General features: G+C 56.0%; 15 protein-coding genes, 1 tRNA gene, 1 other RNA gene and 1 pseudogene. 8 read left to right on the top strand and 10 right to left on the bottom strand.

Going from position 1 to position 13,269, the window contains the following annotated elements:
• Nucleotides 1–217: 217 nt before the first annotated feature.
• Nucleotides 218–621, bottom strand: an RNA gene (rnpB, locus tag HK24_RS05235) — RNase P RNA component class A.
• A gap of 75 nt (nucleotides 622–696) precedes the next feature.
• Between rnpB and HK24_RS05230 the strand changes: the two genes are divergently transcribed.
• Entirely contained in the window at nucleotides 697–1,689 is a 993-nt protein-coding gene (locus tag HK24_RS05230) for an alpha/beta hydrolase (RefSeq protein WP_086633612.1), read from the top strand.
• 9 nt (nucleotides 1,690–1,698) lie between these two features.
• Here HK24_RS05230 and HK24_RS05225 read toward each other — a convergent pair whose 3' ends face one another.
• The gene (locus HK24_RS05225; protein ID WP_046902046.1) at nucleotides 1,699–2,157 is read right to left on the bottom strand and encodes a hypothetical protein; all 459 of its coding nucleotides are present in this window, start codon (nucleotides 2,155–2,157) and stop codon (nucleotides 1,699–1,701) included.
• A gap of 6 nt (nucleotides 2,158–2,163) precedes the next feature.
• Entirely contained in the window at nucleotides 2,164–3,633 is a 1,470-nt protein-coding gene (gene zwf, locus HK24_RS05220) for a glucose-6-phosphate dehydrogenase (protein WP_086633611.1), read from the bottom strand.
• A gap of 270 nt (nucleotides 3,634–3,903) precedes the next feature.
• On the opposite strand from zwf, the gene HK24_RS05215 reads away from it, so the two are divergent.
• Together HK24_RS05215 and HK24_RS05210 are read left to right on the top strand one after the other, a co-directional pair.
• Entirely contained in the window at nucleotides 3,904–4,170 is a 267-nt protein-coding gene (locus tag HK24_RS05215; protein WP_007283547.1) for a GapR family DNA-binding domain-containing protein, read from the top strand.
• 58 nt (nucleotides 4,171–4,228) lie between these two features.
• Nucleotides 4,229–4,819 carry a hypothetical protein gene (locus HK24_RS05210; protein WP_086633610.1) on the top strand — a complete coding sequence of 197 codons (591 nt, stop codon included), beginning with the start codon at nucleotides 4,229–4,231 and terminating at the stop codon, nucleotides 4,817–4,819.
• 24 nt (nucleotides 4,820–4,843) lie between these two features.
• Here HK24_RS05210 and proB read toward each other — a convergent pair whose 3' ends face one another.
• The 4 genes from proB to rplU all read right to left on the bottom strand — a co-directional run bounded on the left by proB (nucleotide 4,844) and on the right by rplU (nucleotide 7,672).
• Nucleotides 4,844–5,980, bottom strand: a complete 1,137-nt coding sequence (proB, locus tag HK24_RS05205; protein ID WP_086633609.1) for a glutamate 5-kinase — start codon at nucleotides 5,978–5,980, stop codon at nucleotides 4,844–4,846.
• A complete protein-coding gene (gene obgE / locus HK24_RS05200; protein ID WP_086633608.1) occupies nucleotides 5,977–6,987 on the bottom strand; it encodes a GTPase ObgE in 1,011 nt (336 codons plus the stop codon). Before obgE ends, proB begins: the two co-directional genes overlap by 4 nt.
• Nucleotides 6,988–7,064: 77 nt before the next feature.
• Nucleotides 7,065–7,331, bottom strand: a complete 267-nt coding sequence (gene rpmA, locus HK24_RS05195) for a 50S ribosomal protein L27 (protein ID WP_046901385.1) — start codon at nucleotides 7,329–7,331, stop codon at nucleotides 7,065–7,067.
• Nucleotides 7,332–7,357: 26 nt separating this feature from the next.
• Nucleotides 7,358–7,672: a 50S ribosomal protein L21 gene (gene rplU, locus HK24_RS05190; protein WP_046901386.1), complete on the bottom strand. Its 315-nt coding sequence runs from the start codon at nucleotides 7,670–7,672 to the stop codon at nucleotides 7,358–7,360.
• 286 nt (nucleotides 7,673–7,958) lie between these two features.
• Here rplU and HK24_RS05180 point away from each other — a divergent pair.
• The 3 genes from HK24_RS05180 (at nucleotide 7,959) to HK24_RS13795 (ending at nucleotide 9,458) form a co-directional block, all read left to right on the top strand.
• Nucleotides 7,959–8,048, top strand: a tRNA-Ser gene (locus tag HK24_RS05180).
• Nucleotides 8,049–8,477: 429 nt separating this feature from the next.
• Nucleotides 8,478–8,720 (top strand): AlpA family transcriptional regulator, encoded by a 243-nt coding sequence (locus tag HK24_RS05175; protein WP_086633607.1) that lies wholly within the window; start codon nucleotides 8,478–8,480, stop codon nucleotides 8,718–8,720.
• 45 nt (nucleotides 8,721–8,765) lie between these two features.
• A complete protein-coding gene (locus HK24_RS13795; RefSeq protein ID WP_233126124.1) occupies nucleotides 8,766–9,458 on the top strand; it encodes a hypothetical protein in 693 nt (230 codons plus the stop codon).
• 96 nt (nucleotides 9,459–9,554) lie between these two features.
• On the opposite strand, the gene HK24_RS05165 is transcribed toward HK24_RS13795, so the two are convergent.
• The 3 genes from HK24_RS05165 to HK24_RS05155 all read right to left on the bottom strand — a co-directional run bounded on the left by HK24_RS05165 (nucleotide 9,555) and on the right by HK24_RS05155 (nucleotide 12,230).
• The gene (locus HK24_RS05165) at nucleotides 9,555–10,697 is read right to left on the bottom strand and encodes a major royal jelly family protein (RefSeq protein ID WP_233126123.1); all 1,143 of its coding nucleotides are present in this window, start codon (nucleotides 10,695–10,697) and stop codon (nucleotides 9,555–9,557) included.
• Nucleotides 10,698–10,710: 13 nt separating this feature from the next.
• Nucleotides 10,711–11,145 (bottom strand): cupin domain-containing protein, encoded by a 435-nt coding sequence (locus HK24_RS05160; protein WP_086633605.1) that lies wholly within the window; start codon nucleotides 11,143–11,145, stop codon nucleotides 10,711–10,713.
• A 65-nt stretch (nucleotides 11,146–11,210) separates the two neighbouring features.
• Entirely contained in the window at nucleotides 11,211–12,230 is a 1,020-nt protein-coding gene (locus HK24_RS05155) for a zinc-binding alcohol dehydrogenase family protein (RefSeq protein ID WP_086633604.1), read from the bottom strand.
• Nucleotides 12,231–12,330: 100 nt separating this feature from the next.
• On the opposite strand from HK24_RS05155, the gene HK24_RS05150 reads away from it, so the two are divergent.
• Both HK24_RS05150 and HK24_RS13790 read left to right on the top strand, forming a co-directional pair.
• Complete coding sequence (locus HK24_RS05150; protein WP_198942065.1) at nucleotides 12,331–12,732, top strand: helix-turn-helix domain-containing protein; 402 nt, start codon at nucleotides 12,331–12,333, stop codon at nucleotides 12,730–12,732.
• A gap of 273 nt (nucleotides 12,733–13,005) precedes the next feature.
• A pseudogene (locus tag HK24_RS13790) lies at nucleotides 13,006–13,269 on the top strand (PUP1 family protein); the annotation flags it as partial.

The raw sequence follows: 13,269 nt of genomic DNA, 5'->3' as shown, positions 1-13,269 counted from the left end.
ATACCATGGGATTTCATGGGACGTCAAACATATATCTGCGAAAAACCGCAGAAAACTGCGGCTATTTTCATAGTGGAAATTGTGACGCGATTTTTTGCTGTTTGTTAGGAATTATCAGGGATAATCGCACGGCGAGATCTATACCTGCCGTTATTTGTTCCCTTTATGTTCTCATGGCGTAGCTTTTGAGAATTACTGGGGAACGTTTTTCATCAGAGGTGCCAGACGGCCTGTAAGCCGGGTTCTGTCCGCCAAAGGCGGGACGATCATTCCTCTGGGACATGCATCGCTGCATGCCTCGCGCAACCAACCCGAACGACGGAGTGAGACGCTCCCGGCTGCCTTGCGACAGCCTGCCGTTCCTATTCGGTTTTGCTCCCGGTAGGGTTTACCGTGACCGACGCCGTTGCCGGCATCGCGGTGTGCTTTTACCACACCGTTTCGCCCTTACCCGCGACGTATTCCAAGAAGGAACAGTCCGGCGGGCGGTCTGTTTTCTGTGGCACTGTCCCTAGGGTCGCCCCCGCCGGCTGTTAGCCGGTACCGTTGTCCCATGGAGCCCGGACTTTCCTCCATGACGGGGATCCTCATCCCAGTCACAGCGACCGTCCAGCCGTCTGGCGGTGCGGACCTTGCGCCGGGAGCGTTTGCGGGTCAAGGGCAGACTTTGTTCTGGTTTCGCTGCATGATGCTGGAATGAAACCAGTATTCGCCCTGAGGCTGTTTCTTGCATGGCTCGCATGGCAGGCTCGCCGCCGAGGTGTTGTACGTCCGGCAGTGCCTGTTGAGGTGGTTCCAGAGATCCCCGGTCCGGCCCCATCGCCGGATGTGCTGAAGCAGATACGGAAGATCACCGGGCGCCCCAGCTTTCCGCAATCCCTGTCATCGCTGCGGATCCGCAAATGGGTAGACATCAGGGTTCCAGGCGAAGAAGACCTGCGACCTGCACGCCTGTATCGGCCAAGAGGGACCGTATCGGGCGTGGTGCTCTTCCTGCACGGTGGCGGATTCGTACATTGCGATACGACGTCACATCACGGAATCTGTTGCCGCCTGACTGCGTCTTCAGGCGCGATGGTTCTGTCTCTTGATTACCGTCTGGCACCGGAGCATCGCTTCCCAGCAGGTTTAAGAGACGCGCAGGCAGCCCTTAAGTGGCTTAAACTCGCGGCGCCGGATCTGCCGATTGCTGTGGCAGGGGATAGTGCTGGTGGAAATCTGTCAGCTGTTTTGGCGCAATGGAGTCGCTCACAGCCTGATCTGCGACTGGCTGCCCAGCTTCTTTATTATCCTGCCCTGAGTGGCCCGGTCATTCCTTTATCCCGGCATGATTACGCTGAGGGTTACATGCTGACGACAGACCTTCTGTATTGGTATTGTTCTCAGACGCTTTCATCGCCCGATCAACTTTTCGATCCGGAATTTTCGCCTGTTTTTGCGGATCATCTTAGTGATCTTCCTCAAGCGATGATCGTGACGGCCGGTTTTGACCCCTTGCGTGGAGAAGGTGAACTTTACACGCGATTGCTCAGGGAGGCTGGAGGAACCGTCAAATACCGGGTGTTTCCACGCATGATTCATGGCTTTCTGAACGGGTATGCCCTGTTCAGGGATGGGCGGACGGCCTTGCGGGAAGGGGGCGTATTTTTACGGGAGGCTTTCAGGAAGGCCGGATCACGACCTTCCTGAGTAGAAGCTTTAGAGCCGCAGTTCGTGGAACGTGCCAGGCGTTCCTGCATCGGTTTGAATCGTGCGCTCACTGCGATCAACCTTCAGGCTGAACAGTTTGTCAGCTGACGGTTTGTCTCCGGGGCAGCCATTACCGTGGCGTCCCAAGACATCAATGTCCGGATTATTCTCGGCAGCATTGCCATTCACAACGAACACGAGACAACGCTTGGGCATGTCCGTCAGTCCGTCGTTGGTCACGACAAGCCGCAGATGTTCCACAAGGGCTGTATTATCGAACCAGCTCAGCTTGTTGAACGTGAACTTGTCGTAGGAAAAATCCAAAAGTCCGGAACGAACGACCACGAACATCAGCAGAAACGCCGGCACCACAATCAGGAGCCGGCGCATCAGGTGCTGTTTGAGTGTACGGGGCGGACGCCGTGTGCCCCGTGTAAAACGGGGCTTCGCGTTCGCGGGGTCAGTCAAAAGCAATTACTCCATGTCTTCGTGCCACTTGTCGCCCTTGTCGGCGAGCAGCGCTGCAGATTTCTCCGGACCGTAAGACCCGGCGCTATAAGTCTGCATCGGCACCTTGTTCTCGCTCCAGGCCTTGAGCACAGGTTCGGCCCAGCGCCATGCCGCTTCAACTTCGTCACGGCGAATGAACAGAACCGGATTCCCACGCACCGCGTCAAGCAGAAGGCGCTCATACGAGTCCGGGAAAGGCAGGCCGCCTTCCATGCGGATTGTCGTGTCGAGATCCGCCGTACGCAGGGTATAGGCGTCCAGAGCTGGGTTCTTGACGTTCAGCTGTAGCTCAACACCCTCATTCGGCTGAATGCGAATAACCAGCCGGTTTCCCGGTGGCGTCGCACCAAACAAAGCTGTCGGCGCAGCACGGAAGCGAATAACGATCTCGCTAACCTTGCGTGCAGAGCGCTTGGCCGTCCGGATGTAGAAAGGAACGCCTTTCCAGCGTGGGGTATCAACCCAGGCACGCACTGCGGCGTATGTTTCCGTGTTGCTCGGTTGTCCCAGCTCTTCCAGATAGCCTGGAACGCTCTGGCCACCGACAACGCCAGCAGTGTACTGCGCGCGGACGGTCTCAGAAGCGACAGTCTCATCCGTAATCGGGCGCAGTGCGTTCAGCACGGCCAGCTTGGCATTACGGACGGTATCGGCTTCCAGGGAATCAGGCGCTTCCATCGCGACCAGACACAACACCTGCAGGAGATGATTCTGGATCATGTCCCGCATGGCGCCTGATGTGTCGTAGTAGGATGCGCGACCTTCAACCCCGACGGTTTCAGCAGCCGTGATCTGAACGCTCTCGATCTGCTCGGCAGACCAGACGGCGTTCATGATCGGATTGGCAAAGCGAAGAGCCAGAACATTCTGGACTGTCTCTTTCCCGAGATAATGGTCAATACGATAGACCTGATTCTCGGGGAAATACTGGCCGACGCCGTCATTGATGGCTGTCGCAGTCGCCATATCCGTGCCGATCGGCTTTTCCAGCACGACGCGCGAATGCTGCGATACGAGATTGTGGCTGTGAAGATTTTCGCAGATTCTTCCGTACAGCTGAGGTGCCGTCGCGAAATAATAGACGCGGATCCGGTCAGCCGGGGCTTCGGAGAGAATGGAGGACAGGGCGCTCCATTCACTGTCGGCCTTCGTGCCATCAAGTGTGACGTAGTGTAAAAGCCCGAGAAAACGGTCTACGAGGACCGGAGATCGGACATCATCGGGGATGAAGCGTTCCAGCGCCTCTTTGGCGCGGGCAACATAGCCGTCCCGGTCGATATCCGTACGGGCGGTACCAATGATGCGGGCATCGTCTGGTATCTGTCCTATGCGGAGACGGTTATAAAGCGCAGGCAGAAGCTTGCGCATTGTGAGATCGCCGGTGGCGCCAAAGATAACATAGTCGAATGGTTCGACTTGCTGGACGTGTTCCATGGGTGCTCTCTGACCTCTCGAACCCGGATTGTCGGGGGAAAAGGGTTTAGGGTTCAGGCCTTTGCAGGCAGGGTCTAGTTCCGCTCTGGGGGGCTTTATGTCAAGGGAACGGGCATGCACGACATCGGGAGGAGGCATCACGGAAACGCGTGCGTTCCCTAAATGTGCACATAATTCCGTTGACCTCCCAAGCCTTGGCGCGATAAGCCGCGCGGCTAGTGTCGCATCTCTGCGATGCCCCGGACTTATGCCTGAAAAAGGAAAACGAACATGGACGCAGAAAGCAAAATCGAAGGCGCCGCAACGGGTGGCATTGCTGCTGACCGCCTGCGTTCCATCATTGAGCGGGTCGAGCGTCTGGAGGAAGAACGCAAGGCTCTGGCGGGTGACATCAAGGATATTTTCTCTGAAGCGAAGTCTGCCGGTTTTGACGTGAAGGTGATCAAGCAGATCATCAAGCTGCGCAAGCAGGAGCCTGCGGAAGTGGAAGAGCAGGAAACACTTCTTGATATCTATCGCCGCGCTCTTGGCATGTAATCCGGCGTCTCCGGATCGAACCCGCATTGTCTGGCTCTCTTAATATCCGGACCGGAGCATGATGCCCGATATTTCATGGTTGCCCGCATGGGCATTGATGTCTCTGCTGATCATTGTCGGCCTGTTCGCGCTGGCTCTGGTCTGCATGCCGTTTGCCGTTTTCGGTGTTAAGCCACGGTTGCAGGAACTCGAGTTCCAGATTGGAGAACTGCGTGCAGAGCTTCAATCACTGTCCCTGCGTCTGACGGCCCCGCCGTCAGACCGGATGGTTGCCGCCGGCCGCCCGGCTGACGAGAAGAGCCCGACTGCCGGTGTTCGTGCGCCAGTTCAGAAAGCGCCCTCCGTTGAGCGCGCACCTTCGGAGCCAGCAGATTATTTTGAGCCTGCCGCTGTCGTACGCGCTGAGGGACCGTCCTATGAAGACGGTCCGTTGGTGGCTGACCCAGATGCTCTGCGCAGAGTAGCCAAGAAGCCTGAGGCCTCTAAAAAAAGCTGGTCCCGAGCTCCTTGGGAGAGTGAGCAGACGCGACAGAGCGCTGCGCGGGAGCGGGAAGAGCTTGCCCCTCGGTCTGTATCTGCTCGAAGTGACGATGACGAGGCTTTTAGAGCCCGTGCGGAGCCGAAGCTCCGGTGGCCTCCAAGGGGCTAGACACAACTTTGTGCTGGAGTGGCTTTAGTGCTGATCCAGCACAAGGTCATCCCGATGAATCAGAACATCGCGACCACGATAGCCTAAAAGCTGCTCCATCTCCTCAGAGCGATGCCCAATAAGCTTCGTGCATTCTTTCGCTGTGTAGGACGCCAAACCGCGACCCAGCACATCTCCCTGCTCATCTTTGATCAGCACCAGATCTCCGCGCTCAAAGTGCCCGTCAATCGCGGTAACGCCGGCGGGCAGGAGTGACGCGCCCACAATCAGGGCATTTCGCGCTCCAGCGTCAACCACAAGGGCTCCCTTGGGATGCAGGCTGCTTCCAATCCAACGTTTGCGAGCGGAGCCCGTATCTGTCTGGGGAAGGAACCAGGTGCACAAACCACCGTCCAGGAGCTTCTGAATGGGATTCTGTGCCTGTCCTGCCGCAATAACCATGGATGCGCCTGCACGGTTGGCAATGCGGGCTGCCATAAGTTTCGTGCGCATTCCACCAGACGAATAGCCAGGTGGGGGCTCGCCCCCCATCGCCATGATGTCGTCCGTCACTTGCTCAATGACTGGAATATGACGCGCCGCTGGATCTGTGCGTGGGTCTGCCGTGTAAAGACCGTCAATGTCGGAAAGGAGGACAAGACAGTCCGCTTCAATCATCTGGGCCACACGAGCACCTAGGCGATCATTGTCACCAAAACGGATTTCCGAGGTGGCGATGGCATCATTTTCATTGATGACGGGAATGCAGCCCAAGTCCAGTAGTGTCTGGAGTGTGGCGCGAGCATTCAGATGGCGCTCACGGCTTTCTGTATCGTCGGGCGTGAGAAGTAACTGACCGGCGACAAGTCCATGCTGGGCGAGGGCATCACTCCAGCCCTGAGCAAGACCAATCTGTCCGACGGTAGCAAGCGCCTGCTTCTCGTCGAGGCGCAGGCGGCGGTTCATCAGGCCCAGTTGATGTCTTGCAAGTGAAATTGCCCCTGAGGATACGACAACAACTTCTGTGCCCGCTTTCTTAAGGCTGGCGATGTCCTCACAGACACTGCGCAGCCAATCGGCCCGCAGCGCTGCCTGTGCGCCATCAACAAGAAGGGCGCTTCCAACCTTGATAACAATCCGGCGCGCCTGCGCCAGTTGAGGGGCAGGGGCCTTGGCGATCATGCCAGCTTGCTTTCCTTTGCTGCATTGACACGATCCTGAAGGAGCCGAAGCAACTCAGGCAGGCCTTCGCCTGTCACGCCGGAGAGTGTCAGCACTTCTGCGTCAGATGCTTTTGCAAGAGCCCGTTTTTTGGCTGACTTCTGTTCGGCAGTCAAAGAATCGCACTTGTTGAGCACAATGATTTCAGGCTTGGCGGCTAGAACCGGATCATACGCTTCAAGCTCATTACGGATCAGGCGCCAGTGCTTCACGATCTGCGACTCAGTTCCATCAATCAGATGAAGCAGCGTTGCACAGCGCTCGACATGACCCAGAAAGCGATCCCCAAGGCCTGCGCCTTCGCTTGCGCCCTCGATCAGACCGGGAATGTCCGCAATGACGAACTCTTCAGTCGTATTCAGGCGTACGACACCAAGCTGCGGATGCAGAGTGGTAAACGGGTAGTCTGCAATCTTCGGTCGTGCGCGGGATGCCACGGAAAGAAGGGTAGATTTGCCAGCATTTGGAAGGCCAACCAGCCCCACATCCGCAATGAGTTTCAGGCGAAGCCAGACCCAGCGCTCTTCACCCGGCCAACCCTTGTCGGCTCGACGTGGCGCACGATTGGTGCTGGTCTTGTAATGGGCATTGCCTCTGCCACCATCACCGCCGCGGCACAGGAGGATCTCCTTGCCGTCTTCGTCCAGATCCGCAAGGAGTGTCTCGCGGTCTTCATCGAAGATCTGCGTGCCGACGGGCACATTGATGATAACGTTTTCCGCAGCTGCACCGGTTCTATCGGAACCTGCGCCGTTGCCGCCTTTACGGGCCTTGAAGTGCTGTGTGTATCGGAAGTCGATCAGCGTATTGAGGGCAGGGACGGCGCGGAAAAGAACATCGCCACCACGTCCGCCGTTACCGCCATCAGGGCCACCGAATTCGACGTACTTTTCCCGACGGAAGGCGATCACGCCGTCACCGCCATCGCCGGAACGTACATAGATCTTGGCCTGGTCGAGAAATTTCATCGTATTATCCGCAACATATGAAAAAGGCCGGCCCTTGGGAGGACCGGCCCTTCCGCTCGCGCTTGGGGCGCGGTGACTTACTCGGCGGCTTCCGGCAGCGCCACGGAAACGTGGACGCGGCCTTCGGCGCGACGCTGGAACTTCACATGTCCGTCCACAAGGGCGAACAGTGTGTGATCGCGACCAATGCCGACATTGCTGCCAGCCTTCATCTTGGTTCCACGCTGACGGACAATGATGTTGCCTGCCAGAACGCTCTCGCCGCCGAACTTCTTGACGCCGAGACGGCGACCGGCGCTATCGCGCCCGTTACGACTGGAACCGCCTGCCTTTTTTTGTGCCATGGCTGTGTATCCTTCCTAGTGCGGCTTCAGGCCGCGTTGATCGCGTCGATGCGCAGCACGGTAACGTGCTGGCGGTGGCCATTCTTACGACGGCTGTTCTGACGGCGACGCTTCTTGAAGATGATGACCTTGGCCAGACGATCCTGTGCGACCACGGTGGCCGTCACGGTTGCGCCAGCAACCAGCGGCGCGCCAACGGTCACGCTGCCTTCGCTGCCGACCATCAGGACGTCGGAGAAGGTCACGGTGCTACCGGCTTCAGCCTCAAGCTTTTCAACCTTCAGGATGCTCTCAGGAGCAACACGGTACTGTTTTCCGCCTGTGCGGATGACTGCAAACATTCTGGAAACTCTCGCTGTTCCGATCTCTTGGCCGCTTTTGCCGGGGTATTCCCGGTCTGGCGCAGCCCAGTCGCTTCTTATCGTTGGTTCCTGACCGACCACATGGGACGGCTAGAACAGGCGGGTCGATACAAGGAGACAGCCTTCCAGTCAATCAAAAACAGCAAATCGTGAGTAGGTCATGCCATCTTTAATTAGGGAAAGAGTGGTGGCTCCCTCTTGCATTATGCTGAAAAGCCAGTCATAAGCCGCGCCATCGATCAGGTCTACTTTATGTAGGCCGTACGGAGAGGTGCCAGAGTGGTCGATTGGGGCGGTCTCGAAAACCGTTGTGCCTTCGCGGGTACCGTGGGTTCGAATCCCACCCTCTCCGCCAGATAAATCAAAAATTTTCATATTTTTTATAGAGTTATTTGATTTGTCGAAATTCATCCCACCTTGAGACCCATCTTAAAAAATGCGTCATCGCGCGGCGCTCGGACGCGATATGCGTCGTTTATAAACTTCCCGATGTGACCTGCTAACTGATGTCCTGCTTTCTCCAGAGACATCTAGATGATCTGAAGGCGCGACTGAAACAGCGACCCACGAAAAAAAACGCTCAGAAATTTCTTGAAATCGTCGTCCGTGTTCGGCTAACGTTCTTGAGTTAGCTGACACTACAGTACGAAAAACTTCTAGCAAGCCCAGAGGGCTCTCTGCCACTGCTTCAAGCAGAGACCCTGTAGAACACTGAACGCCGAAAAAACCAAACGAAACTAGTATCATCGTTGGTCCCGTGAGGGGCTGGTTGGAAAGGCGTATCATGAGTTCTGTTTTCCCCCTTCGTCGCTCTGACGACATCTTTATAACGCGTCGGGAAGCTTCTGAGCGACTACGCGTGTCCCTCTCAACGATCGACAGATATGTCGCTGCGGGCGAGCTCGAACGCTTGAAAATCGGTCCAAGGCGAACTCTGTTTCGACTGCGCGATGTCGAAAGGCTCGTCCGTCGTGACGGCAGCGCTTCTTTCGCCATGCAGACCACACTGAGCAACGTCTGGTCGTAGCTGCTGATTTTATCAGCGCAGGATACCTGCGGATCTTTCCTTTCCATGATGAAAGCTAGCGCTATGTTTGACGTCGCTGACATTGACTTTGCTTGGGACAGCCCTTGGGACTCCCTGGAGATGAAATGCGTCTATCAGGATATTGTTTTCTGGATCCTTTGTGATGTTACTCGAGAGATTGATCCCTATTACAAGACTAATTGCTACAAAGTAGATAATCCCGATAATTTATTTTCGGCACCAACTACCGTAAACGACTTACATAACTTGTTCCGGGCATCTCCTTCGGAGATTTCTGAAGGGTGGTCTCTATTCAAAATGATAAACGGTAATTTTTCAGACACTAAGCTTTTTGAAATCCTCAATACATTTCTTTTCCTGAAAGACAAATCTACGGTTGCACAGCCAACGATAGATGAAATCATGGAGCTTTTGTTTGCCCGTGCTTCGCATTGGTCAGATAAACTGACGATTGAAGATCTCCTGCCTCAGCTGACTTCTGGCAGGATGATCCAGGTCCATGATCAGTCCCCGTCTGGAGGGCTGCCGCTGAACGTTATCGCGGAGCAAGTCCTGTTTTATAAAAGGCCGATACGATCTGACGAGCAGCTTATTCTTGCCCGTGCTTTGACATATCTTGGATGGCGACGGCATCGTACCGCCCAGACACGCCGATGGATTGCTCCCCCTGACTTTCCGACAAAAGATCCCGGCAAACTTCGATGGCATTACAGGTGACGATGTCCGCCAAAGCACAGCGACTTCGCGAGTACCTTTTCACGAGAGAAAACATCCCGCAGGCGACTATCGCCGCACTTGACGGTCATCATAGTCCTATCGCCTAGGTTTGACCTGGCCAGCATGAGGATGGATCGATACCAGCAGAAAAGGCTGCTGAATGTCGGAATGTCCCTGATGGAACATCGGAAGACGATCCAGTTGCGCGGCAGGCAGCCAAAGACGACCGTCCGGAGCAAGACAAGGTGCATCAGCCCAGTGCAGACGTAAATCCGAGAGCAGTCTCGTGATCTTTCCGGAAACGTCCCTGAGATAGACGCCGTTATCCTTCAGATTGGTGAAGTAAAGGTTACCGGCAGTGTCCATGGCGCTGCCCCCGATTGGAGGTAAATCTGCCCAGGGCTGAACCGCTGCAGACAGATCGGTTGACGACACATTGGGATCATCGAGCAGAGCTGTCGGAACTTGAGACCACGGCCCTTCAAGCGGCCCGAAATACAGCCATTTCCCGTCCGGACTCACTTCAAGCGGGTCGGCATTCACCAGAAGCGGCTGATGCAGGTGGCTCTCAACGACGTGTCCGTCCATGATAATCGGTCGATCGGTTCGTGCGCGCGTGGAAGCATCGTTGTCCAGAACACGACGTGCCTGACCTGTTTTAATATCAAGAACGATCAGCGCTGCCTTGCCCGCATCCGTCAGATAGGCATGCATACCGTTGAAACGGATATCGTCGATATAGCTCCCCGCCTGCGCGATATCCGGGTCCAGGGGATAGATCCGGAGCACATGACCTGTTGCCGGATCAATGCGGACCAGTTTGGCTCCTTCAGGTATGGGAGCACCTCCAAAAGACGGAGTTCCCGTATCAACAACCCAGAGCGTGCCGTCAGGAGCAACGTGGAGGGCATTGACGCTAACAAACCGATGCGTCGCATTCCGTCCGGGTTTCCAGCCATTCCAGTCAGCATCCGGAAACGGCTCTATCTCTTTGCTTTTCGTCAGAAGACCCACGGCCGGTCCGGAGAACCCGGTCCAGCGAGGGCCTGAGACAAACACATGACCGCCAGCAAGCGCTACGGCGTTCCAGTCTATTGCGTTAGTAGTCGCCTCAATCCTGATGGTCTGTGCATGGGAAGAAACAGGATGCCCGCATACCCCAACGAAACCCGTGAAAACGGCAATGGCGATCCTGCGCAGGCCTCTTTTTGTGAAAGCATGCGGCTGATTCTGTTTCATGACTCCCATGCCGTCAGATCCCTGCGATAAAACCGGACGGCGTACCGTCGGCAGGATCCACGAACACCACGTCATCTGGCGCCCGTCGCGGCGTGTCGATGGCAAGGAAAACAACTGGATGGCTCAGAATGCGGGGTACGGCATGCACGGCCCGACGGGGGAACAGCAGAAGATGGCCGGGTGCAAACGGCGCCTCTTCCTTGGGATCATCTATCCAGAATGTGCCTGTTCCGGAGAGGACATGGAGCACTTCATCGCACTGGGTATGATAATGCGGCGGCACCTCCCGATAGATCCGGAAGACCCGGATACTGGCTTCCGACTTGTCGGTCAGATAAGTGTCCAGTAGCATTGTGTCCGCCGTTTCGGGAAATGCCGCCGCAATTTTATTGAGATCGAAGCGACCTCCCGTCCGGTTCAGGGTCATAAGATGTTCTTCGTCATTCATGAGGTCTGCTCCTCTCAAGCGCTTTGACTGTTTTCGTCATGATCGTTTTCGTTCAGGCCCATTCTTCAGGCCGGAAAACCTTCGAGCACGATTTTGCCTTTGGCCTGACCACTTTCGATTAGAGTGTGAGCCTCTCGCAGATTGGCGGCGGTGATCGCGCCAAGATTTTTGCCGAGCGTTGTACGAAGACGACCTTCATCCACGAGCCGCGACACGTCGTTCAGGAGTCTCCCTTGTGCGCTGATATCTGCCGTTCCGAACAGTGAGCGGGTGAACATCAGCTCCCAATGCAGGGACAGGCTTTTGCGCTTGAGGGGTACAGCATTGAGTTCAGCAGGATCATCAATCAGGCCTAAATGTCCCTGAGGGGCCAGAAGTTCGACGATCTCTGCCAGGTGTCGATCTGTCTGCGTCGTGGAAAAAACAAAACCGGGGGCGCCCGTAGGAAGGGCAGCAACCTGTGTGGCCAGAGGCTTGCTGTGATCGATTACGTAATCTGCCCCGAGAGATGTGACCCAGTCCTGCGTTTCGGGGCGCGAAGCCGTGGCAATGACCGTGATATCAGTCAGAACCTTGGCCAGCTGGATCGCCATGGAACTGACCCCGCCTGCGCCTCCAATGATCAATATGGACGGCGTCGTTCCCGGGACAGGCCGACGAATGTCCAGACGATCGAAAAGCATTTCCCAGGCCGTGATTGCGGTCAGCGGTAAGGCTGCGGCTTCAGCCCAGGTCAGGGAACAGGGTTTGCGACCGACAATCCGTTCATCGACCAGATGAAACTCGGCGTTGGTCCCCGGACGATTGATCGCGCCGGCATAAAAGACTTCATCGCCGACAGAAAAATCCGTGACGTCCGGTCCGGTGCCGACGACAATACCCGCCGCATCCCAGCCCAGAACACGCCACTGACCTGCCTCTGGTGTCGCACTGCGACGGACCTTTGTATCAACCGGATTGACCGACACAGCCCTGATCTCCACCAGAAGATCCCGCCCCGTGGGAACAGGCTTCGGCAGATCGATGTCCTGAAGGGATGCCGGATTTTCGATGGGAAACGGCGTCTGATAACCGATGGCCCGCATGATGTCTGCTCCTCTGTTGAATGAGGAGCAGAGTGAGCACTATGCTGTTTGCAGACAAGAACGCACTTTTAATGCCCATAGTGTCGGAAATGATACCGTTATGACCCGCATCCGCCATCAGTCGCTCGATTGCAGCCCCGGCTGCGCTGTTGAAGCAACGCTTCAGCTCATCGACGGAAAATGGAAAGGCGTGATCCTCTATCACCTGCTTCAGGGGACCTTACGCTTCAACGCCATCCGAAAGCGCCTGCCCAACATCACACAGAGAATGCTGACAACCCAGCTTCGCGAGCTGGAGCGTGACGGGTTCGTGTTACGGACGGTTTATCCGGAAGTTCCGCCAAAGGTGGAGTACAGCCTGACCCCACGTGGCCGAACCCTTGAACCCGTCATCATGGCTCTCAAGGCCTGGGGCGACGAGCACACAGAATTCAGGCACGGTCCTGAGGCCTGTGCAGATCAGGATGGCATACTCTCGCCTGCCGCAAAGGGGACTGAATGATTGCTGAGCAGTTATTTGGCTAATGGCGGAATTGAGGGGCAAGCGGAACGTCTGCTAACGGCTGCATGAATAATAGCTGGCGTCCATTGCGGCGGCGTTTCTCGAGCCTAACCCCTTTAAGAAAATTCCGGCTGTCTAGATATCTGTCCAATCGGGGAAGGTGTTGGCTTAACCTTCTACTCTAATCTATCTCGACTAATTCATGTGCCAAACCTACTCTGCCGTTACGGAGCTATAAGGAGAATATCAGTGGGGGCTTGGGGTGCGCTCATCATGAGTTTCTTCGGGGCGGTCTTCGCGTCGTTGACGTTGTATTGGCATATGGATCTTTCCGGGATCGCATTGGTCATGCCTTTCTTGGGTTTCCTATTGATCGGCCTGGCGGCGATGTATGTTATCCGTTTACCCGGGGATGGGATCAAACCTACTTCGAAAGAAGAACGTGCCATTATGTGGAGTAGCATCGGCGAAGGCATCGGCCTTTTCCTCGCCTCCAACATAGTCATAAATTTGCATCGGCCAGACCTGCTCCTGCCT

Origin of the sequence: Gluconobacter sp. DsW_058, assembly GCF_002153615.1 — a bacterium.
Classification (GTDB): Bacteria; Pseudomonadota; Alphaproteobacteria; order Acetobacterales; family Acetobacteraceae; genus Gluconobacter; species Gluconobacter cerinus.
Note: the sequence above shows the minus strand (reverse complement) of the source record. Positions and strands in the feature narration are given on the sequence as shown.